Annotated in this window: 18 protein-coding genes; 6 read left to right on the forward strand and 12 right to left on the reverse strand. The window is 67.4% G+C overall.

Annotated elements, in window-relative coordinates; translation table 11 throughout:
* Positions 1–180: 180 nt before the first annotated feature.
* The 5 genes from guaA to B7495_RS14025 all read right to left on the reverse strand — a co-directional run bounded on the left by guaA (position 181) and on the right by B7495_RS14025 (position 5038).
* Positions 181–1683 carry a glutamine-hydrolyzing GMP synthase gene (guaA, locus tag B7495_RS14005; protein ID WP_240632508.1) on the reverse strand — a complete coding sequence of 501 codons (1503 nt, stop codon included), beginning with the start codon at positions 1681–1683 and terminating at the stop codon, positions 181–183.
* 173 nt (positions 1684–1856) lie between these two features.
* A complete protein-coding gene (locus B7495_RS14010; protein ID WP_088457126.1) occupies positions 1857–2294 on the reverse strand; it encodes a DUF3817 domain-containing protein in 438 nt (145 codons plus the stop codon).
* Positions 2295–2303: 9 nt separating this feature from the next.
* Positions 2304–3143: an SURF1 family cytochrome oxidase biogenesis protein gene (locus B7495_RS14015; RefSeq protein WP_168195330.1), complete on the reverse strand. Its 840-nt coding sequence runs from the start codon at positions 3141–3143 to the stop codon at positions 2304–2306.
* 5 nt (positions 3144–3148) lie between these two features.
* Positions 3149–4507: a cation:proton antiporter gene (locus B7495_RS14020; protein WP_088457128.1), complete on the reverse strand. Its 1359-nt coding sequence runs from the start codon at positions 4505–4507 to the stop codon at positions 3149–3151.
* Positions 4508–4510: 3 nt separating this feature from the next.
* Complete coding sequence (locus B7495_RS14025) at positions 4511–5038, reverse strand: cation:proton antiporter regulatory subunit (RefSeq protein ID WP_088457129.1); 528 nt, start codon at positions 5036–5038, stop codon at positions 4511–4513.
* A gap of 318 nt (positions 5039–5356) precedes the next feature.
* Here B7495_RS14025 and B7495_RS14030 point away from each other — a divergent pair, with 318 nt between their 5' ends.
* Complete coding sequence (locus tag B7495_RS14030) at positions 5357–6331, forward strand: hypothetical protein (protein WP_088457130.1); 975 nt, start codon at positions 5357–5359, stop codon at positions 6329–6331.
* Positions 6332–6442: 111 nt separating this feature from the next.
* Here B7495_RS14030 and B7495_RS14035 read toward each other — a convergent pair whose 3' ends face one another.
* The 3 genes from B7495_RS14035 to guaB form a co-directional block, all read right to left on the reverse strand.
* Positions 6443–8167: a glycerol-3-phosphate dehydrogenase/oxidase gene (locus B7495_RS14035; RefSeq protein WP_088457131.1), complete on the reverse strand. Its 1725-nt coding sequence runs from the start codon at positions 8165–8167 to the stop codon at positions 6443–6445.
* Between the two features lie 49 nt (positions 8168–8216).
* Positions 8217–9326, reverse strand: coding sequence for a GuaB3 family IMP dehydrogenase-related protein (locus B7495_RS14040; protein ID WP_088457132.1), 1110 nt, complete (start codon positions 9324–9326; stop codon positions 8217–8219).
* Positions 9327–9451: 125 nt separating this feature from the next.
* The gene (guaB, locus tag B7495_RS14045; RefSeq protein WP_088457133.1) at positions 9452–10954 is read right to left on the reverse strand and encodes an IMP dehydrogenase; all 1503 of its coding nucleotides are present in this window, start codon (positions 10952–10954) and stop codon (positions 9452–9454) included.
* A gap of 277 nt (positions 10955–11231) precedes the next feature.
* Between guaB and B7495_RS14050 the strand changes: the two genes are divergently transcribed.
* Genes B7495_RS14050 through B7495_RS14065 form a run of 4 tightly spaced genes read left to right on the forward strand, consistent with a single transcriptional unit; the run spans position 11232 to position 15160 of the window.
* Complete coding sequence (locus B7495_RS14050) at positions 11232–12497, forward strand: branched-chain amino acid ABC transporter permease (protein ID WP_088457134.1); 1266 nt, start codon at positions 11232–11234, stop codon at positions 12495–12497.
* A gap of 12 nt (positions 12498–12509) precedes the next feature.
* Positions 12510–13490, forward strand: coding sequence for a branched-chain amino acid ABC transporter permease (locus tag B7495_RS14055; RefSeq protein ID WP_088458110.1), 981 nt, complete (start codon positions 12510–12512; stop codon positions 13488–13490).
* 37 nt (positions 13491–13527) lie between these two features.
* A complete protein-coding gene (locus B7495_RS14060; RefSeq protein WP_088457135.1) occupies positions 13528–14403 on the forward strand; it encodes an ABC transporter ATP-binding protein in 876 nt (291 codons plus the stop codon).
* The gene (locus B7495_RS14065) at positions 14390–15160 is read left to right on the forward strand and encodes an ABC transporter ATP-binding protein (protein WP_088457136.1); all 771 of its coding nucleotides are present in this window, start codon (positions 14390–14392) and stop codon (positions 15158–15160) included. Before B7495_RS14060 ends, B7495_RS14065 begins: the two co-directional genes overlap by 14 nt.
* Before the next feature lie 383 nt (positions 15161–15543).
* On the opposite strand, the gene B7495_RS14070 is transcribed toward B7495_RS14065, so the two are convergent.
* The 3 genes from B7495_RS14070 to groES all read right to left on the reverse strand — a co-directional run bounded on the left by B7495_RS14070 (position 15544) and on the right by groES (position 18371).
* Positions 15544–16839 (reverse strand): ABC transporter substrate-binding protein, encoded by a 1296-nt coding sequence (locus B7495_RS14070; RefSeq protein WP_088457137.1) that lies wholly within the window; start codon positions 16837–16839, stop codon positions 15544–15546.
* Between the two features lie 170 nt (positions 16840–17009).
* Positions 17010–17930, reverse strand: coding sequence for an EamA family transporter RarD (rarD, locus tag B7495_RS14075; protein ID WP_088457138.1), 921 nt, complete (start codon positions 17928–17930; stop codon positions 17010–17012).
* 144 nt (positions 17931–18074) lie between these two features.
* A complete protein-coding gene (groES, locus tag B7495_RS14080) occupies positions 18075–18371 on the reverse strand; it encodes a co-chaperone GroES (RefSeq protein ID WP_066597535.1) in 297 nt (98 codons plus the stop codon).
* A 144-nt stretch (positions 18372–18515) separates the two neighbouring features.
* On the opposite strand from groES, the gene B7495_RS14085 reads away from it, so the two are divergent.
* A complete protein-coding gene (locus B7495_RS14085; protein WP_088457139.1) occupies positions 18516–19703 on the forward strand; it encodes an SAM-dependent methyltransferase in 1188 nt (395 codons plus the stop codon).
* A 28-nt stretch (positions 19704–19731) separates the two neighbouring features.
* Here B7495_RS14085 and B7495_RS14090 read toward each other — a convergent pair whose 3' ends face one another.
* Complete coding sequence (locus B7495_RS14090; RefSeq protein ID WP_088457140.1) at positions 19732–20232, reverse strand: hypothetical protein; 501 nt, start codon at positions 20230–20232, stop codon at positions 19732–19734.
* Between the last annotated feature and the right edge of the window lie 24 nt (positions 20233–20256).

Here is a 20256-nt window from a genome sequence, read left to right on the forward strand (position 1 = left end):
TCGTCTCGCAGGCGCCAGCGCTCAGTTTGGGCTAAGCGGGCAAGGCGCCGTTATGCGGGTGGCGCGCCACCCGCAGAGCGGCGCCTGACCCGCATACCGCGCCCGTGGCCCCCTAACGACGGAAGCACCCTCGCGCAAGGCGACGGTGCTTCCGGCACAACTACGGGCGCGGCGGAACGCCTACTCCCATTCGATGGTCCCCGGCGGCTTCGACGTGACGTCGAGAACCACGCGGTTGACCCCGTCGACCTCGTTGGTGATGCGGTTGGAGATCTTCGCGAGCAGGTCGTACGGCAGGCGGGTCCAGTCGGCCGTCATGGCGTCCTCGGAGGACACCGGGCGCAGCACGATCGGGTGACCGTAGGTGCGGCCGTCGCCCTGCACGCCCACCGAGCGCACGTCGGCCAGCAGCACCACGGGGCACTGCCAGATCTCCCGGTCAAGGCCCGCGGCGGTCAGTTCGGCGCGCACGATCGCATCCGCCTGGCGCAGCAGGTCCAGACGCTCCTGGGTCACCTCGCCGACGATGCGGATGCCCAGGCCGGGTCCGGGGAACGGCTGGCGTTGCACGATCTCGGCGGGGAGGCCCAGCTCGGCGCCAATGGCCCGCACCTCGTCCTTGAACAGGGCGCGCAGCGGCTCGACCAGCTCGAACTGCAGGTCCTCGGGCAGGCCGCCCACGTTGTGGTGACTCTTGATGTTGGCGGTGCCGCTGCCGCCGCCGGACTCGACGACGTCGGGGTACAGGGTGCCCTGCACGAGGAAGCGGATCGGGTCGCCGTCGATCTCCGCGGCCTCCTTGATGAGCTCGGCCTGAGCCTGCTCGAAGGTGCGGATGAACTCGCGGCCGATGATCTTGCGCTTGGTCTCCGGGTCGCTGACGCCGGCCAGCGCGTTGATGAACTGCTCGCGCACATCCACCGTGACCAGGCGGATGCCGGTGGCCTTGACGTAGTCTTCTTCGACCTGGCGGCGCTCATCCTCGCGCAGCAGGCCGTGGTCCACGAACACACAAACCAGCTGGTCGCCGATGGCCTTGTGCACCAGGGCGGCGGCGACGGCGGAGTCGACCCCGCCGGAGAGACCGCAGATGACCTTGCCCGTGCCCACCTGGGCCTGAATCAGCGCGACCTGCTCCGCGATGACGTTGCCGCTGTTCCAGTCGGCGGGGATGCCGGCGGCGCGGTGCAGGAAGTTCTCCAGCACGTGCTGGCCGTGCGCGGAGTGCTTGACCTCGGGGTGCCACTGCACGCCGTAGAGTTGGCGTTCGTCATTGGCGAACGCGGCCACAGGGGTCGACACCGTGGAGGCGAGCACCGTGAAGCCGTCGGGGGCCTTGGACACCGAGTCGCCGTGGCTCATCCACACGGTCTGCTCGGCGGGCTGGTCGGCGAGCAGCGCGTTGGTGCTGTCGGAGACGACCACCGGGGTGGAACCGTATTCGCGCTGGCCGGTGTGCGAGACCTCGCCGCCGAGGGCGGTGGCCATCACCTGGAAGCCGTAGCAGATGCCCAGCACCGGGATGCCGAGGTCGAAGATCGCCGGGTCGAAGGTGGGGGCACCCTCGGCGTAGACGCTGGACGGTCCGCCGGAGAGCACGATGCCGATGGGGTTCTTCTCGGCGACCTCCGCGGCGGTGATCGAGTGCGCCACGATCTCCGAGTACACGGATGCCTCGCGCACGCGCCGGGCGATCAACTGCGCGTACTGCGCGCCGAAGTCCACCACGAGCACCGGGCGGCTGATGCCGGAGGTGGCAACGGAAGCGGCGCCTTCCTCGGTTCCGATCAGGTTCTCCAGGCCCTCAGCGCCCTCGGCGCCGTCGGCGCCCACGACGTCCATCGGGTTCACGGCGCTCATGCGCGGACCCCGCTTTCGACGACGGCGACGGGGTGCGCGGCGAGATATGCCTTGACCCGCTGGCCGACCTTAGCCTCGAGGAAGAAGGACAGGAATGGGATGATGCCTCCGAGTGCGATGAGTAGGAAGGTGGGGAAAGGCCAGCGCATGATGCTCCAGATGCGGAAATCGGCGAACAGATACAGAACGTAGAACCAGCCGTGCACCATCAGCAGTCCGGTGCTCAGATTGACGGCCGTCACGGTGCCATCCGGCACCAGGGCCAGGAAACCGTTCGGGCCGCCGGCTTCAAGCTCGGTGCCGAAGAGGTACTTGGCGATCACCTCGGCGCAGAGCAGTAGCAGCAGAACACCGGTGATGATCGACGAGACCTGGTACAGCCGAAGCGCACCGGGGATTCTGGGCAGGTCGGCGGGCTTGGGTTCAAGTGGCATGGGCTAATTCTACGGGGCGTTGGCGTGCGACCGGTCGGTGCCAGCGGCCGGGCCGGCTGCCTCGTCCGGCGTACCGGCGGCGTCCTCGGCCGCAGCGGCAGCGGCGACCTCGGCCTCCTCGGTTTCGCGCTCCCAGGCATCCCGCACCAGGCGGTACCAGAGGAACACGGCGAAGCCGGCGAAGACGACCCACTCGAGGGCGTAGAAGATGTTCAGCCAGTTCAACGGAACCTCGACTTCGGGCTCCGGGGAGTCGATGACCGTCAGACCGTCGGGGGCGACGGTGCCGACGATGTAGCCCTGGTAGACGGACTGGTCGGACCAGTTGGCCCAGAGGTTGATCAGCGCCGCGGTGGACACCGTGGTCATCGTGTGCGGGTCGGCGTCTTCGTCGGGCAGCGCGGGCGCCTCGGACGAGAGGAACCGGCCGGTGAGCGGCTGGAGGGACAGGATCGACATCTGTGTGGCGAGCCGTTCGCGGACCGCGGCCGCCTGGTCGGCGTCTGCGGTCCAGCCGCGGGCCACCGCGATGCTGGCACCCTCATCGGTGACGAAGTGGCTGACTACCCAGAAACCGGATTCGCCGCCGTTGTGTCGGCCGCTGATGATCTGCTCGTCACCGGCCACGAACGAGCCGATCGTCTCGATCATCTGGCCCTCCGCGACCTTCGCGGGCGGCCCATCCGGTGACACCGTGTCTTTGAGTGGTTGCACGGTCTCGGTGGTGCGCTCGATGACCTCGCCGGACGAGATGGCGCGGGCCAGCTGCCACTGGCCGAGGGCAGCGAAGGCGCCGGCGATGGCCAACGCCAGCAGCAGCGCGGCGATCCACCGGGGACGCACCATCATGCGCATCATGAGTAATCACCCGTCTGGTCGTCCTGGCCGGCCTGGTCGGTTTTTTTCTTCGGGGTCGGGTACGTGTCGGAGATGAAGTCCACCATCGGGTCGCCGGATTTCTGGTCATGGGTGACCGCCTCAACCAGAGCGATCTCTTCGGCGCGCATGGCGTCTCGCTCCGGGGTGCGGGTGGGCGGATGCGCCGCTCGGGAGCGCCGGCTGAGGGCAGCGCCGATCTTCTCCGAGTTGGCGGTGAACAGGGGGCCGAGGATGGCCATGGTCAGCACGTAAAGGCCCGCGAAGGGCTGCAGCCGCGGGTCAAGGCCGGCGCTGACCGACAGGGTTGCCAGGATCAGGGTGAACTCGCCGCGGTTGACGAAGATCGCGGCGGTGTTCAGTCCTTCGCGCAGCCCCATCTGGTGCATCCGGGCCAACAGCGCGCCCGAGGCCAGGCTGAGCGCGAAGGTCATCACGATAGCGATTCCCACCAGGACGATGACCGAGCCGAATTCGGCCACGTTCAGCGCCAGGCCGAAGTTGAGGAAGAAGAACGCCCCGAAGACGTCGCGCAGCGGCACCGCCACCCGTTCGATGCGGCCCCGGTAGGTGCTCGCGCCCAGGACCACGCCAATAAGGAATGCGCCGATGGCGTCGGTGACGCCGATGATCTCGCCGATGCCGGCGAAGAGCACGGCCAGGCCGAAGAACAGGATGGTGAAGAGTTCGTCGTCCTTGGTGCGCATCAGTCTGGACACGACCCGGCCGCCCCACCGGGCGACGGAGAACATCACCACGAGGAACAGGAACGCGATGCCCAGTTGCAGCACGATCGGCCAGATCTCGGTCTTGCCGCTGAGCACCACGGACACGATGGCCAGGTACACGGCGATGAAGATGTCACCGACGACGGTCACCCCGAGGATCATCGGGGTTTCCTTGTTGGCCAGCCGGCGCAGTTCGATGAGCAGTTTGGTGATGATCGCACTGGACGAGGTGCCGGTCATGCCCGCGATGACCAGGGCTTCCCTGGCGCCCCAGCCTGTCATCAGGCCGAACGCGAACCCGGCGCCCATGTTGATCAGGATCCAGGAGCCGCCGGAGATCAGCAGTTTTCCGGCGTCGCCGAAGAAGGCCTCCTGGTCGAACTCGAGCCCCAGGCTGAACAGGAGCAGGATGAGCCCGAAGACCGCGATCAGTTCGATGTCGGCCGAATTGAAGTCCAGCGGGAACCATCCGGTGTACGGGCTGGCCAGCAGGCCCACGATCATGTAGATCGGGATCGACGGCAGGCCGATCAGTTTGCCCAACCGGCCGAGCACGTAGGCCACCACGAGCAGGATGCCCAGGGTGAGGAGATCTTCACCGAGGTGCATCGGCTACCCTCCTGGCGGCGCGTCGACGGGCTTGGACGTGATCGCACCGGTGCGGAAGAAGGCGAAGGCCTTCGCCACCTTCTCGGGAGAGCCGGCCACGACCAGGGTGTCGCCGGGGAAGACCTTGAAGTCGGGCGCGGGCGCGGGGTTGGCGGATTCGCCGCGCACCACGGCCACCACCGTGAGCCCGGCGATGCCGCGCTCGGCGGGGTTGCCCAGCGGCTGGCCGGCGATGTGGTCTTCGTAGTCCACGGTGAACCAGTCGATGCTGAGCCCGGGGATCTGGTCGAGCGCGGTGAGCGACTCGGTGATCTGGGTGCCGCCGAGCAGTTCGGCGAGGGTGTGCGCCTCGTCCTCGCTCAGGCGCAGCGACACCTTGCTGGCGTCGGGGCCACCCTCGTCGTCGGCGAAGGTGATCAGATCGCTGTGACCGGAGCGGTGCGCGATGACACCGACCTTGCCGCCGTCGTCGGTGATGAAGGTGTGCAGTACACCCACACCGGGGAGCTTGACCCGTCGAACGTCAACCATGGTGCGACTCCTGAAGGCTTGAGGGCGGTCTAGTCATTCTACCGGAGCGTGTTCGCCGGTCGGGCGGGCCGCGGCACCGGCGCATCCGCTCGGCTCGCCCCGCCCCGTGATTGCCCCGGGACGGGTTCGGTGCGCCTCCTACGGGTGACGGCGCCCGCTATAGCGGGCGCGATCGGCCACACGAGGTGCAGTGACGGGCGGGTCGGGCGGGCGGGTTGGGCGGTCGGTCTGCGATCCACAGCCTGGGGACGGGCCGAGGAAGTGCACAGATACGTCCCGCCGCCGCCGCCGGGCCCGACGATGCGCCAGCCTCGGGGCATGACCACCACATCATCAGGAAGCCTGGACGTCCTCGCCGCGTTGTCCGGCCACAGCGGGCTCATCCTGGCGAGCGACGCGGCGCGAGTCGGCCTCCACCACGAGCTCCGCCGAGAATACGAACGTCACACCGTCATCCGCCTCCGCCGCGGGGTGTACACACGCGCTGCCGAGTGGGATGCCCTGGGCGCGGATGCGCGTTACCTCCGTCGGATCCACGCACATGCCGCCACGGCGGAGGCACCGGCTGTGTACTCGCACGTCTCGGCGGCGGCGCTATGGGGATTGCCGATTGTTGGTGCCTGGCCGGCGGATATTCACCTTGCCACCACGACGGCGGCGGGCGGACGGTCCCGGCGCGGCGTGATCCGTCATCCGCAGGAGCACAGCCTCGACGTCGTGGAGCACGAGGGGCTTCGGGTGACCTCGGTCGCGGCGACCGCGGTGGCACTCGCCAGGGTGCTCAGGTTCGGCCAGGCGGTGGCGGTCGTGGACAAAGCCATCCACCAATCACGCGACGGTCACGCCCTGGCGACCCGAGCAGACCTCGACCGCGCGTTCGACCAGCTCGGGCGGGTTACCGGTCGCGCGGCCGCTGGGCGGGTCCTGGAGTTCGCCTCGCCGCTCTCCGGGTCGGCCGGAGAATCGATCAGCCGGGCCGGAATCTTCTTGCTGGGTTTTCTCCTGCCCGAGTTACAGGTGCCACACTGGGATCACGCGGGCCTGATCGGGTTCACCGACTTCTTCTGGCGCTCCGTCGGCAGGGTCGGCGAATTCGATGGGCACGGTAAGTACCTGCGCGACGAGTTCACCGGCGGACGCTCCACTGCCGATATCGTCATGGCGGAAAAGATACGGGAAGACCGACTGCGCGCACTGGGGTTGGGCGTGTTCCGGTGGGACTGGTCGGTTGCCACATCCCTCCCTGCTCTGGGAGATCTCCTCACCCGCAACGGCATCCCCCGGGCTCGCTGAGAGCGCGACCTCACCCGCTGCGACCCGCGCCGCTCACTGCACCTCGTACGGGCGACCGCGCCCGCTATAGCGGGCGCGGTCGCCGACAGGAGGCGCAGTGACCCCGCGGGCTCAGCTCGTCACGATGTCCGGCGCCTCCAACCGCACCCGGTCGGCGGATTCGTCGTCGGGCTGGGTCTGCGAGGCCCGTTCGGCGGCGACCCGCTTGAGGTAGATCGACACCTCCCGCTCCTCACGCTCGGTGTCCCAGCCGAGCACCTCGGCCAACAGCCGGGCCGCGACGGGTGCCGCGGACACCCCGCGGTCCCAGGCCTCGATGGAGATGCGGGTGCGTCGGGCAAGCACGTCCTCGAGGTGCAGCGCGCCCATGTGGGTCGCGGCGTACACAACCTCGGCCTGGATGTAGTCGTCGGCGCCGGGCAACGGGTCGGCCAGCTCCGGCTTTTCCTTGATCAGGTCGAGCAACTCGTCGGTGAGGGTGCCGTAGCGGTTGAGCAGGTGCTCGATGCGCACGGTGTGCAGGTTGAACGCATGGGCGATCTTGCCGCGCTTGTTCCACGCCGCCCGGTAGCCCTCGGCGCCGAGCAACGGGATCTCCTTGGTCGTGGACGGCGGAACCAGCCCGTCGAGGGCATCCACCGCGGCGTCGATCGCGTCCTTGGCCATCACCCTGTAGGTGGTCCACTTGCCGCCGGCGATCACTACCAGGCCGGGCACCGAGTGCCCGACGAGGTGCTCGCGGGAGAGCTTGGAGGTCTGCTCGGACTCCCCCGCCAGCAGCGGGCGGAGGCCGGCGTAGACACCCTCCACGTCTTCCCGGGTCAGCGGCACCTGCAGCACGGCGTTGACGTGTTCGAGCAGGTAGTCGATGTCCGCGGCCGTGGCGGCCGGATGCGCCTTGTCCAGGTGCCAGTCGGTGTCGGTGGTGCCGATCAGCCAGTGCCGGCCCCACGGGATCACGAAGAGCACGCTCTTCTCGGTGCGCAGCAGCAGGCCCATCGACGACTGGAACCTGTCCCGCGGCACGACGAGGTGGATGCCCTTGGACGCGCGCACCTTGAAGGTGCCGCGTTCGCCGACCATCCGCTGGGTGTCGTCGGTCCAGACGCCGGTGGCGTTGACGACCTGCTTGGCCCGCACCTCGAAGCGCTCCCCTGTCTGCAGGTCGTGCGCCTGCACGCCGACGACCCGTTCGCCCACCTTGAGGAAACCCTCCACCCGCACCCGGCTGGCCACGTGGGCGCCGTAGGCCGATGCCGTGCGCGCCAGCGACGCCACGTAGAGTGCGTCGTCGACCTGAGCGTCGTAGTAGGTGATGCCGCCGACGAGGGCGTCGTGGCTGAGGCTGGGCACCAGCTTCGCCACCTGGCTGCGGCTGAGGTGCCGGTGGTGCGGCACGCCGGGCCGACCGCCGATATAGGAGAGCACGTCGTAGAGCAGCATCCCGGCGCCCACATAGCCGCGTTCGACGACCCGCTTCTGCAGCGGGTAGAGAAAGCGCACCGGCTTGACCAGGTGCGGGGCGATGCGCTTGAGCAGCAGACCGCGTTCGGTGAGGGCCTCCCGCACCAGCCGAAAGTCGAGCTGTTCCAGGTAGCGGATGCCGCCGTGCACGAGCTTCGACGAGCGGCTGGAGGTACCCGACGCCCAGTCTCTGGCCTCGAGCATGCCCACGCTCAGCCCGCGGGTGACGGCATCCAGCGCGCTGCCGGTGCCGACGATGCCGCCGCCGACCACGAGAATGTCGAGTTCCTTGGATTTGAGGCGTTCGATCGCCGCCGCGCGTTCCTCAGGTCCGAGCTTCGTGGACCTGGTAACCGAGTTATCGTGCGTCATCTGCAAACTCCCATCGCCATCGGTGGTGCTTGCTTCGACGCTAGTTCACTCAGTACGGCGCGACAACTACCTCAACCCGTTGAAATTCCTTGATTCCGCTGTAGCCGGTGGTCGCCATCGAGCGGCGCAGGGCGCCGACCAGGTTAGCGGTGCCGTCGGCGACCGGTGCCGGTCCGTAGAGGATCGCCTCGAGCGGGGCGACGGTGCCGACCTCCACGCGCTTGCCGCGGGGCAGCTGCGAGTGGTGGGCTTCGGCACCCCAGTGGAAACCGCCGCCGGGGGCGTCGGTGGCGCGGGCCAGGGCGGTACCGAGCATCACGGCATCCGCACCGCAGGCTATGGCCTTGACGATGTCGCCGGAGGTGCTCAGCCCGCCGTCGGCGATCACGTGCACGTAGCGGCCGCCGGATTCGTCCATGTAGTCGCGGCGAGCGCCGGCGACGTCGGCCACGGCGGTGGCCATGGGGGCGTGGATACCGAGGCTGGTGCGGGTGGTGGACGCCGCGCCGCCGCCGAAGCCGACGAGCACGCCGGCCGCGCCGGTGCGCATCAGGTGCAGCGCCGCGGTGTAGGTGGCGGCGCCGCCGACGATGACGGGAACGTCGAGGTCGTAGATGAACTTCTTGAGGTTCAGCGGCTCCTGGTTGCGCGAGACGTGCTCGGCACTGACCGTGGTGCCGCGGATGACGAAGAGGTCGACGCCGGCGGCGACGACGGTCTCGTAGAGCTCCTGGGTGCGCTGCGGCGACAGGGCGGCCGCGACGGTGACGCCGGCGGCGCGGATCTCGGCGAGACGCTCGGTGACCAGGGCCGGCTTGATCGGCTCGGCGTAGATTTCCTGCATGCGCGCCGTTGTCTTGTCGGCGGGCAGCTCACGGATCTCGGCCAGCAGCGGCTCCGGGTTCTCGTACCGGGTCCAGAGGCCCTCGAGGTCCAGGACACCGAGGCCGCCCAGCTGGCCCATCATGATCGCCGTCGTCGGGGAGACGACGGAGTCCATCGGGGCTGCAAGGAACGGGATGTCGAACTGGTAGGCGTCGATGGACCAGCCGACCGACACATCCTCGGGGTCACGGGTGCGCCGACTGGGCACCACCGCGATGTCGTCGAAGGCGTATACGCGGCGTGCGCGCTTGGACCGGCCGATTTCGATTTCCATACTCACCCGCTCAGTTTAGTCGCAGCCCGCACTCAGCCCCGCCCCCGACCCTTCTGTTGCCAAAACGGACATGTGCGCCCGGCGTACCGGGCGCACATGTCCGTTAGGGCAACAGTTGCGGGAAGTTAGCGCCGGTAGTTGGGCGCCTCGACCACGATCTGCACGTCGTGCGGGTGGCTCTCCTTCAGGCCCGCGGCGGTGATGCGCACGAACTTGCCCTTCTGCTTGAGCTCGTCGATGGTGCGCGCGCCCACGTAGAACATCGACTGGCGCAGCCCGCCGATGAGCTGGTACGCCACGTTCGACACCGGGCCACGGTAGGGCACCTGGCCCTCGATGCCCTCGGGGATGAGCTTGTCGTCGCTGGGCACATCCGACTGGAAGTAACGGTCCTTCGAGTAGGAGGTCTTGTTGCCACGGGTCTGCAGCGCGCCCAGCGATCCCATGCCGCGGTAGGTCTTGAACTGCTTGCCGTTGACGAAGACGAGCTCGCCGGGGCTTTCGTCGCAGCCGGCCAGCAGGGAGCCGAGCATCACGGTGTCGGCGCCGGCGACGAGCGCCTTGGCGATGTCACCGGAGTACTGCAGTCCGCCGTCGGCGATGACCGGCACGCCGGTCTCCCGTGCGGCCAGGGAAGCCTGGTAGACCGCGGTGATCTGCGGCACGCCCACGCCGGCGACGATGCGGGTGGTGCAGATCGAGCCGGGGCCCACGCCCACCTTGATGGCATCCGCGCCCGCGTCGATGAGCGCCTGCGCGCCGGAGCGGGTGGCGACGTTGCCGCCGATGACGTCGACGTCGGCGAAGGCCGAGTCGGACTTCAGCTTGCGGATGATCTCGAGCACGCCGGCGCTGTCGCCGTTGGCGGTGTCGACCACGAGAACGTCAACGCCCGCCTCGAGCAGGGCGGATGCCCGGCGCCAGGCGTCACCGAAGAAGCCGATGGCCGCGCCGACGCGCAGGCGCCCGGCGTCGTCCTTGGTGGCGTTGGGGTATTCCTCGCTCTTGTCGAAGTCCTTGACGGTGATCAGGCCGGTCAACCGGCCGGCGTCGTCGACGAGCGGCAGCTTCTCGATCTTGTGGGTGGCGAAGATGGCCACGGCGTCCATGGGGGCCATGCCCACCTTGCCGGTGATCAGCGGCGACGTGGTCATGACCTGGCGCACCCGGGTGGTGTGCTTGGCCACGGCGGAGACGAAGCGCATGTCGCGGTTGGTGATGATGCCCACGAGCACACCGTCGTTGTCGACGACCGGCAGGCCGCTGATGCGGAACTGCCCGCAGAGGGCATCCACCTCGGCCACGGTGGCGTCGGGCGAAGTCGTTACCGGATTGGTAATCATGCCGGATTCGCTGCGCTTGACCAGGTCCACCTGCTCGGCCTGGTCGGCGATCGACAGGTTGCGGTGCAAGATGCCCAGGCCGCCTTCACGAGCCATGGCGATGGCCATGCGGGTCTCGGTGACGGTGTCCATCGCGCTGGACAACAGCGGCGTCGCGACGCTAATTCTGCGGGTTAGCCGGGACTTTGTCTCGGCCTCGCTCGGAATGACGTCGGTGTGACCCGGCAGGAGAAGGACGTCGTCGTAGGTGAGTCCGGTGAAACCGAACGGATCTGGCTGATCCATGAAACCCCTTTTGCATTCGCGGATATGGAAAAAAGTCCGGGAATCCCTGGGATGCAACCGGTACTCAATGTTAAGCGACGATGCGCTTGGCGCATTCCGCGATCCAAAATCGATTGCCCTGAATTCGGCGTACGAAACATATGCGACATAATCGGCACGTACTGTCAGCAAGGTCGCTGGCAGGCAAGTCCGTGCCAGTTCGAATACGCACCGACGGTGCCGCCATGGAGGTGCAGTGAGCAATACACACGCTGTCCGCAGATTCACGCCCAGGATGATGGTGCTGCTTTTCGGCCTACTCCTGACCGCCCTGACGTTTTCAACGTTCGCGGCGAGCGCGGCTCATGCCGACGAGATCAACACTGACCAGTACGAATATGTGCTCTCGGGAAATGTGCAATTCGGTGGCGAACCCATCGAAGACGTGCTCATCTCCGTTGAAGGCTCCGGCTACGAGGCCGAGGTCGTCACGGATGCCGAGGGCAAGTGGCGCATCGGCGTTCCGGAGAAGGAGACCTACACGGTCACCCTCGACGAGGACACTCTCCCTAAAGGTGTGGTCGTCGCCAAGGGCGGTGCCGAGATCGAAGCCGAGTTCGGCCTCACCCAGGTGAAGTCGGTGAACTTCTTCCTCGGCGAGGGCGAACGCACGACGGTCAGCTTCTTCGACCAGTTCGTGAACCGCTTCGTCAACGGTCTGAACTTCGGTTTGCTGCTGGCCTTGGCCGCGATCGGCATGTCGCTGATCTTCGGCACCACGGGCCTGAGCAACTTCGCGCACGCGGAGATGATCACCTTCGGTGCGTTGGCCACCCTCACCCTCAGCACGACGCTCGGGCTGCCGATCTGGCTGGCGATCCTGTTGGCGATCGCCCTCAGCGGGCTGTTGGGCTTCGGGCTCGACGCCACCATCTGGAAACCCCTGCGGAAGAAGGGCGTCGGGTTGATCCCGCTGATGATCGTCAGCATCGGCCTCTCGCTGGCGCTGCGGTACACCTTCCAGCTGTTCTACGGCGGCGGCACCAGCCAGCTGCCCGGCTCCGGCATGACCGACCTCAAGTTCGGCCCGATCTCGCTGTCGCCGATCGACCTCGCCAGCATGGGTATCAGCATCGTCGTGCTTCTCGCGGTCTCCTACTTCCTGCTGCGCACCCGGATCGGCAAGGCCACCAGGGCCGTTTCCGACAACCCCAGCCTCGCCTCCGCCAGCGGCATCGACGTGGATGGTGTCATCCGCATCGTCTGGATCGTCGGCGGGTCGCTCGCCGGCCTCTCCGGTGTGCTCTGGGCCTACTTCCGGCCGGGGGTCAGTTGGGACATGGGCTTCCAGATCCTGCTGCTGGTCTTCGCTGCCACCACCCTCGGCGGTCTCGGCACGGCGTTCGGCGCCCTCGTGGGATCGATCATCGTGGGCCTGTTCGTCGAGCTGTCGACGCTGTGGATTCCGTCCGACCTGAAATACGTCGGTGCACTTGTCGTTTTGATCCTGGTGCTGCTGCTTCGGCCGCAAGGCATCTTGGGTCGCAAAGAGAGAATTGGCTAGGGGCTGACGATGATCGACTGGGGAGCAATCTTTAGCAACGCGGCCGTCGAGCTGATCAGCCCGACCACCGCCGCCTACGCCCTCGCGGCGTTGGGACTGGCAATTCACTTCGGCTACACCGGCCTGCTCAACTTCGGCCAGGCCGGCTTCATGGCCCTCGGCGCCTATGGGTACGCCATCTCGACCCTGAGCTTCGGCTTCCCGGTCTGGGCGGCGGTGCTCGTCGGGATCGGCGCATCCGTGATCTTCGCGTTGGTTCTGGGTATCCCGACCCTGCGGTTGCGGGCGGACTACCTGGCCATCGTCACCATCGCGGCAGCGGAGATCGTGCGCCTGCTGTTCACGACCAACACCTTCGAACCGATCACCGGTTCGGCCAACGGGCTCAGCGGGTACAAGGGCGGATTCGCTGCCCTCAACCCGATCCCCGACGGCACCTACGGGTTCGGTCCGTTCGAGTACAACGCCTACGACTGGTGGCTGCGCATCGTGGCCTGGACCATCGTGATCCTCGCCTGCCTGTTCACCTGGCAGATCATGCGCAGCCCGTGGGGCCGCGTGATCAAGGGCATCCGCGAGGACGAAGACGCCGTTCGCGCCCTGGGCAAGAACGTGTACTTCTACAAGATGCAGTCGCTGATCCTCGGTGGCGTCTTCGGCACCATCGCGGGCATGATCTTCGTGCTGCCGCGTGCCGTGGTGCCGTCGAACTACCAGACCTCGCTGACGTTCTTCGTCTACGCCATCCTGCTGCTCGGTGGAGCGGCGACCATCCTCGGTCCGGTCATCGGCTCGATGGTCTTCTGGGTGCTGCTGTCGTTCTTCTCCGGGTTCATCGCCCGGGCCGTGGAGGCCGGCTGGATCCCGTTCCTGACGAGCATCCAGGCCGGACAGCTGCGTTTCATCCTGGTGGGCGTCGCGATCATGCTCATTGTGATCTACAGACCCCAGGGCATCTTCGGAAACAAGAAGGAGCTGGCTTTTGTCAAGTAACAGTGTTCCCACCGGCAAGCCCGTCAAGACAGTTGACATGCACATCGGCGAGGCCGTCCCCGGCTGCAAGAAGAAGGACCCGATCCTCGTGGTCGACGGCGTCAGCCGCACCTTCGGCGGCCTCAAGGCGGTGGATGTCGAGCACCTCGAGATTCCCCGCGGCGCCATCACCGCTCTGATCGGGCCGAACGGGGCCGGCAAGACCACCCTGTTCAACCTGCTCACCGGGTTCGACAAGCCGGACACCGGCTCGTGGACCTTCGAGGGCACCCCCATCGGCGGCATGGCCGCGTTCAAGGTCGCCCGGATGGGTCAGGTGCGCACCTTCCAGCTCACCAAGGCCCTGGGCCTGCTGACGGTGATGGACAATATGCTGCTCGGCGCGAAGGCGCAGGTGGGCGAGAACCTGTTCCGCGCCGTCCTGCCGTTCCTCTGGCGTCAGCAGGAGGCCGACAACAAGGTCAAGGCGCTGGACCTGCTCACCCGGTTCAAGCTCGACACCAAGAAGGACGACTACGCGGCCAGCCTCTCCGGCGGGCAGCGCAAGCTCCTCGAAATGGCACGGGCGCTGATGAGCGACCCCACCCTGGTGATGCTCGACGAGCCCATGGCCGGCGTCAACCCGGCGTTGACCCAGTCGCTGCTCGACCACATCCTCAACCTCAAGGCCGAAGGCATGAGCGTGCTCTTCGTTGAGCACGACATGCACATGGTGCGGCACATCGCCGACTGGGTGATCGTGATGGCCGAGGGCAAGGTGGTCGCCGAGGGTGACCCGCACGAGGTGATGCGCAATCAGGCTGTCATCGACGCGTACCTGGGCCAGCACCACGACGAGGACCTCGGTGAGGATCCCGACGCCGAGAAGGAACATGTCGGAGCCATTAAGGAGCTGCTCGATGACGAACTCTAGCCCGCTGATCGACGCCACCCCGGCCCCGGTGCGGAAGGCGGTCGTCGAGGTCAAGAACGTGACGGCCGGGTACGTGCCCGGCGTCAACATCCTCAACGAATGCTCGCTCACCGCCTACGACGGCGAACTGATCGGCATCATCGGCCCGAACGGGGCCGGCAAGTCGACCCTGCTCAAGTCGATCTTCGGCCTGGTCAAGGTACGCGAGGGCGAGATCCGGTTGCGCGGTGACGACATCACGAACCTCAAGGCCAACAAGCTGGTCGCCAAGGGCGTGGGCTTCGTGCCGCAGACCAACAACGTCTTCCCGACGCTGACGATCCAGGAGAACCTGGAGATGGGCATGTACCAGAAGCCCAAGGGTCTGGCCGAGCGGCTCGAGTTCGTCACCGAGATCTTCCCGGAGCTGCGCAAGCGCCTCGGCCAGCGGGCCGGGTCGCTTTCCGGCGGCGAGCGCCAGATGGTGGCGATGTCGCGGGCGCTGATGATGGGCCCGCACGTGCTGCTGCTCGACGAGCCTTCGGCCGGTTTGTCCCCGGTGCGTCAGGACGAGGCGTTCCTGCGGGTGAAGGAGATCAACAAGGCCGGCGTGACCACGATCATGGTGGAGCAGAACGCCCGCCGCTGCCTGCAGATCTGCGACCGAGGCTACGTGCTCGATCAGGGTCGGGATGCCTACACCGGCACCGGGCGGGAGCTGCTGAACGACCCCAAGGTGATCGGCCTGTACCTGGGCACCCTGGGTCAGGACGACTGACCCTCCCCGCACCATCCGCACCACCGACTTGCCCCGTTGCGGACGAGTTGCCCCGGTCTACCGGGGCAACTGGTCCGCAGCGGGGCATCTCGCGTTTCACCGGCGGCGCCAGGAGCCGTTCTGACGCCGTTGGCCGCCCCAGCCGCGCAGCTCCGCGCCTCCGCCGCCTAAAGACCCGCAGCGGGCCCGTGGCGGCCGCCATCTACTGGCCGGCCTCCGCTGCTGCCGCCCACGGCTGCCGCTCCCCCTGGCCGGCATCCGGCGCCCCGTCACTCGGCGGTGACCGGCCACCGGGCACGCGAAAGGGCCCCGGCCGAAGCCGGGGCCCTTCTGTGCGTGTCGCGGTACGTCTGCTGTGGTGTACCGCGAGTCAGCGGGGGTGACTAGTTGATGCGGCTGTACTTGTTGTCTGCACCGAATTCGAAGATGCCGATGGTTGCGTCGGTCGGGTCGCCGTTCTCGTCGAACGTGATCGTGCCGGAGTAACCGTCGTAGTCGATCTGCTTGCCCTCGGCGAGGAGCGCGGCGCCCGACGCGAAGTCGGTGACCTTCTCGCCCTCACCGGAGCCACCGGATACCTGCTGGAGGTACTTGGCGATCGACTCACCCGACACGTCGTTGGCTGCGTACGCAGCCAGGGCGATCAGGATGACGGCGTCGTAGGATTCAGCCGCGTAGCTGAAGTCGGTCAGGGCCGGGTCGATCTCGAGCAGACGGCCGGTGAAGTCACCGAGGGTCGCGGTGTCCAGGCCGGGCAGCGTGCCCTTCGAGCCCTCGATCAGGCCGGCAGCGAAGTCCTCGCTGTAGTCGGCCAGGTTGCCGTCGACGAAGTACAGCTTGTCGCCGGGGAAGCCGCTCGCCACGAGGTCCGGGGTGATGACCTTGGCCTGGTCGAACGTGATCAGAGCGATCGCGTCGGGGTTGGCCGCGGTGACTTCGGCGATCTGGGCCGAGAAGTTGGCGTCGCCCTCGTTGAAGCTCGCGCTGGCGACGACCTCTCCGCCGGCAGCCTCGAAGGCCGTGGTGGTGAACTCGGCCAGGCCGGTTCCGTAGGCGTCGTTGAGCACGATCAGGCCCAGGGTGCTGTTGCCGTCTTCGGCGATCAGGTTGCCCAGGACTTCACCCTGCAGGATGTCGGACGGAGCGGTGCGCCAGAAGAGCCCCTTGTCGTCGTAGTCCGTGAAGTCGGCCGAGGTGTTGGCCGGCGAGAACTGCACGACGCCGGCGCCGGTGATCTGGTCGATGACGGTCTTGGAGACACCCGAGGACGCCGCACCGACGATCGCCGAGACATCCTGCGAGAGCAGGTCGGTCACGGAAACGGTGGCGGTATCGGTCGTGGTGTCGCCCGAGTCGCGGAGGATGGCTTCGATGTCGATGCCCAGGCCGGCAGCTTTGATCTCCTCGACGGCGAGCTGAACACCGGCTTCTTCGGGCGGGCCGAGGAAGGCGAGCCCACCACTCTGGGGGAGGATCGTGCCGACCTTCAGGTCCAGGGCGCGGTCGCCGGCGGTGATCTCAGCGACAGTGCTTTCCGCCGCGGGTGCGTCCGAAGCGGCCGGCTCGGCTGCGTCGGTGCTGCATCCGGTGAGCAGAAGGGCGCTGACGCCGAAGATGGCGACGCCGGTGACGACGGCGCGGGCCGAGCGGGAGGCCGAGGCCTTCGCGAATACGCTCATGTTGCTCCTAGGGTAAGGGGAATCGAAGGTTAGAGCACGGCAAACGATCGTTGCCGTGCTGCAAAGGTATTCACCCGAACGACATCAAACAAGGCGGTCGTGTTACAGCCGTGTAACGCGACCAAATCGTTACGAACGGCCCCCTGATCAGGATGCTTGGCTCTGAGCCCCTAAATCGGGTCGATAACCGGCCGGCGCTGCGCCCGCCCCGCCCGCACCATATCGACGGTCAGCACGATCAGCGCGAGCCAGACCAACCCGAATCCGAGCCACCGTTCCGGCGGCATCGGCTCGTGCAGGATGACCACGCCGGCGATGAATTGCAGCACCGGTGCGAGGTACTGCACGAGTCCCATCGTGGTCAACGGCAGGCGCCGGGACGCGGCCGCGAAGAAGAGCAGCGGCACCGCGGTGAGCACACCGGTGCCGATCAGCGCGATGGTGTGCACCGTCGAGACGGTGCCGAAGGTGAGGCCGGAGATCAGCGAGACCACGACCAGTTGGATGATCGCGATCGGCGTGAGCCAGAGAGTTTCCAGGGTCAGCCCGGAGAGCGCGTCGATGTGACCGCCGACCCGCTTCTTGATCAGGCCGTAGAAGCCGAAGGAGAACGCCAGGATCAGGGAGATCCAGGGCACGGTGCCGTAGCCGACGCTGAGCACGATCACGGCGATGAAGCTGATCACCACGGCAGCCCACTGGGCCCTGCGCAGCTTCTCGTGCAGCACCAGGACGCCCAGCAGCACCGTGATGATCGGGTTGATGAAATAGCCCAGCGCCGTTTCGACGACGCGGCCGCTCAGGGTGCCGAGGATGAAGGTCTGCCAGTTGATGAAGATCAACACCCCGGCCAGCCCCATCGTCCACACGATGCGCGGCGAACGCAGTGCGGCCACGAGCGGCCGCCAGGCCCGGGTGGCCAGGATCAGGACCGCGCAGAACACCAGCGAGAACAGCACCCGCCAGGCCACGATCTCGAACGCTCCGGTCGGGGCCAGGAAAAGGAAATACAGCGGCAGGAATCCCCACATGCCGTAGGCGCAGATCGCGAAGATGAGGCCCGTGCTCGCGGAACTGCGGACCGGGCGCATCCCGCTCCGGGCCGCATCCACCGGCTCGGTCGGCTCGGCGGCCCCGGTGGGATCTGTCGGATTCTCGTGCACGTTGCTACCCCTCTGGACGCGAAAAATCCCGGATGGCCGAGGCCATCCGGGATTCAACGATATGCGGTGTGACTAGCGAACGACGACCGCGAGAACGTCGCGAGCCGACAGAACGAGGAGGTCCTCGCCACCGAACTTGACTTCGGTTCCACCGTACTTGGAGTAGATCACCTTGTCGCCGACGGCGACGTCGAGCGGGATGCGGTTGCCGTTGTCGTCGATGCGGCCGGGGCCGACGGCGACAACTTCGCCTTCCTGGGGCTTCTCTTTGGCGGTGTCCGGGATCACAAGTCCGGAAGCGGTGGTCTGTTCTGCATCCACCTGCTTGATGACGATGCGATCTTCGAGCGGCTTGATGGAGACCGACACGGTTGACCTCTTTCTTAGCTAAGACGTAGTTAGCAGACTCACAGCGAGAGTGCTAAGTCGAGTTTAGGGCGCAACTGGCACTCACGCAACGTGAGTGCCAGAGTGCTCGGGGTGCGGCCCGGTTTGGCTTGATAGGTTTGCGGGATGGAACGCGCCGAGCTCGTTGAGCTGCTCTCACCCGAAGGCCTGCGCCTGCTGGACTCCCTGCCCGTCTACGAGGCCGGTGCCGACGTCGTGCGCACGGTCAGTGCGCTACGCAAGGCCGGGCACTCCCCCGCCCTGGTCAACGCGGTGCTCTACCAGTCCCGGCTGCGGGCGAAGGCGACGGGCAAGTTCGGCGACTTTGCCAGCCGGATGCTGTTCACCGAGGCCGGCCTGGAGCAGGCCACCCGGTTGCGGGTCGCCGCCCTGCACGCCGGCCGGTTCGTGGAGGCCGGCCTCACCCGGGTCGCCGACGTGGGCTGCGGCATCGGCGGCGACGCCATGGCGATGGCCGCGATGGAGCTGACGGTGACCGCGATCGACGTCGACGAGGTCACCGCCACGGTCGCCAGCTTCAACCTGGCCCCCTTCCCGACCTCCTCAGTGCGCTGCGCCGACGCGGCCGACATCGACCCCACCGAGTTCGACGCGCTCTGGTTCGACCCGGCCCGCCGCACGGCCGGGCACGGCAACACCAGCCGGCTCACCCGGTCAGAGGACTACTCCCCCAACCTCGATGACGTCTACGCCCTGAGCAAACGGATGCCCGTCGGCGTCAAGCTCGGTCCCGGCCACGACCGCGACCAGATCCCCGAGACCGCGGAGGCCCAGTGGGTGTCGGTGGACGGCAAGCTGGTGGAGATGGGGCTGTGGTTCGGTGCGCTCGCGCGGCCGGGCATCCGCCGGTCGGCGCTACTGCTCAGCAAGGACGGAGTCGCGGAGCTGACCGCACCTGCCGACAGCGTGGATGTGGCTGTCGGCGAGCTCGGCGACTACGTGTACGAACCCGACGGCGCCGTCATCCGCGCCCGGCTGATCGGTGACCTCGCCCGATCGATGGATGCGTCGATGCTCAGCGAGGGCTTGGCCTACCTGACCAGCCCGACGCTGACCCGCACCCCGTTCGCCACGGCGTTCCGGGTGCTCGAGGTGCTGCCCACCGACGAGAAGAAGCTGCGGCTGGCGCTGGCTGAACGGAAGATCGGCACCCTGGAGATCAAGAAGCGCGGCGTGGATGTGGATCCGGCGACCCTGCGCACCCGGTTGAAGCTCAAGGGCCCGGAATCGGCCACCCTGGTGGTGACCCGCGCGGCCGGGCACAAGGTGGCGCTGCTGGTGGAACGGGTCTGACCGGCGTCAGCCGGCTCGCGGGTTCGGCTCAGCCGAAGTAGGCGGGCAGCATCCGGGTGATCACGACGAACCACAGCACCGCCATCAGGATGCCCAACAGACCGCTGAGCAGGCCGAGGAGCCAGAGGCCGCCGGAGCGGCGCTCCACGTACCTGGCCACCAGAGCGAGCACGACCGCGGCGATGCTCAGGGGCGCCCCCCAGATCACGAATATGCCGGCCAGCACCCCGAGCACCCCGCAGACCGCGGCAGCGACGCCGAGACCACGGCGGGCCGCATGGGTCTGGATCTCGGCGGTGGTGTACACGTACGGCACCCACTCGGTGGGCGCGGTGATGGTGGACTCGTAGGCGAGCTCGCCGGCGACCGGCGGCCGGGTCAGGTCGGGCGAACGCCCGGCGGGTGCCCGCAGCTCAGCGGCCCTGGCCTCGGCAGCCCGCGCCTGTGCGCGCGACAACGCCGGCGTCCCGGCGGGCGGAACTGACTGCTCCCGCTCCGCCCGGGTTTCGGGCTGCCCGGACTGCGACATGCGTGTGGACTCGATTCTCGACTA

The sequence above is a fragment of the Cryobacterium sp. LW097 genome (assembly GCF_002205495.2).
GTDB lineage: Bacteria > Actinomycetota > Actinomycetes > Actinomycetales > Microbacteriaceae > Cryobacterium > Cryobacterium zongtaii.

Excerpts from the sequence above, each read along its gene's own strand:
- B7495_RS14085 (WP_088457139.1), top strand. The coding sequence starts at position 18,516 with ATGGAACGCGCCGAGCTCGTTGAGCTGCTCTCACCCGAAGGCCTGCGC.
- B7495_RS14090 (WP_088457140.1), bottom strand. The coding sequence starts at position 20,232 with ATGTCGCAGTCCGGGCAGCCCGAAACCCGGGCGGAGCGGGAGCAGTCA.
- B7495_RS14040 (WP_088457132.1), bottom strand. The coding sequence starts at position 9,326 with ATGGAAATCGAAATCGGCCGGTCCAAGCGCGCACGCCGCGTATACGCC.
- B7495_RS14060 (WP_088457135.1), top strand. The coding sequence starts at position 13,528 with ATGCACATCGGCGAGGCCGTCCCCGGCTGCAAGAAGAAGGACCCGATC.
- B7495_RS14015 (WP_168195330.1), bottom strand. The coding sequence starts at position 3,143 with ATGATGGTGCGTCCCCGGTGGATCGCCGCGCTGCTGCTGGCGTTGGCC.
- B7495_RS14035 (WP_088457131.1), bottom strand. The coding sequence starts at position 8,167 with ATGACGCACGATAACTCGGTTACCAGGTCCACGAAGCTCGGACCTGAG.
- B7495_RS14030 (WP_088457130.1), top strand. The coding sequence starts at position 5,357 with ATGACCACCACATCATCAGGAAGCCTGGACGTCCTCGCCGCGTTGTCC.
- B7495_RS14010 (WP_088457126.1), bottom strand. The coding sequence starts at position 2,294 with ATGCCACTTGAACCCAAGCCCGCCGACCTGCCCAGAATCCCCGGTGCG.
- guaB (WP_088457133.1), bottom strand. The coding sequence starts at position 10,954 with ATGGATCAGCCAGATCCGTTCGGTTTCACCGGACTCACCTACGACGAC.
- B7495_RS14025 (WP_088457129.1), bottom strand. The coding sequence starts at position 5,038 with ATGGTTGACGTTCGACGGGTCAAGCTCCCCGGTGTGGGTGTACTGCAC.
- B7495_RS14050 (WP_088457134.1), top strand. The coding sequence starts at position 11,232 with ATGGTGCTGCTTTTCGGCCTACTCCTGACCGCCCTGACGTTTTCAACG.
- B7495_RS14020 (WP_088457128.1), bottom strand. The coding sequence starts at position 4,507 with ATGCACCTCGGTGAAGATCTCCTCACCCTGGGCATCCTGCTCGTGGTG.
- rarD (WP_088457138.1), bottom strand. The coding sequence starts at position 17,930 with ATGCGCCCGGTCCGCAGTTCCGCGAGCACGGGCCTCATCTTCGCGATC.
- B7495_RS14070 (WP_088457137.1), bottom strand. The coding sequence starts at position 16,839 with ATGAGCGTATTCGCGAAGGCCTCGGCCTCCCGCTCGGCCCGCGCCGTC.
- B7495_RS14065 (WP_088457136.1), top strand. The coding sequence starts at position 14,390 with ATGACGAACTCTAGCCCGCTGATCGACGCCACCCCGGCCCCGGTGCGG.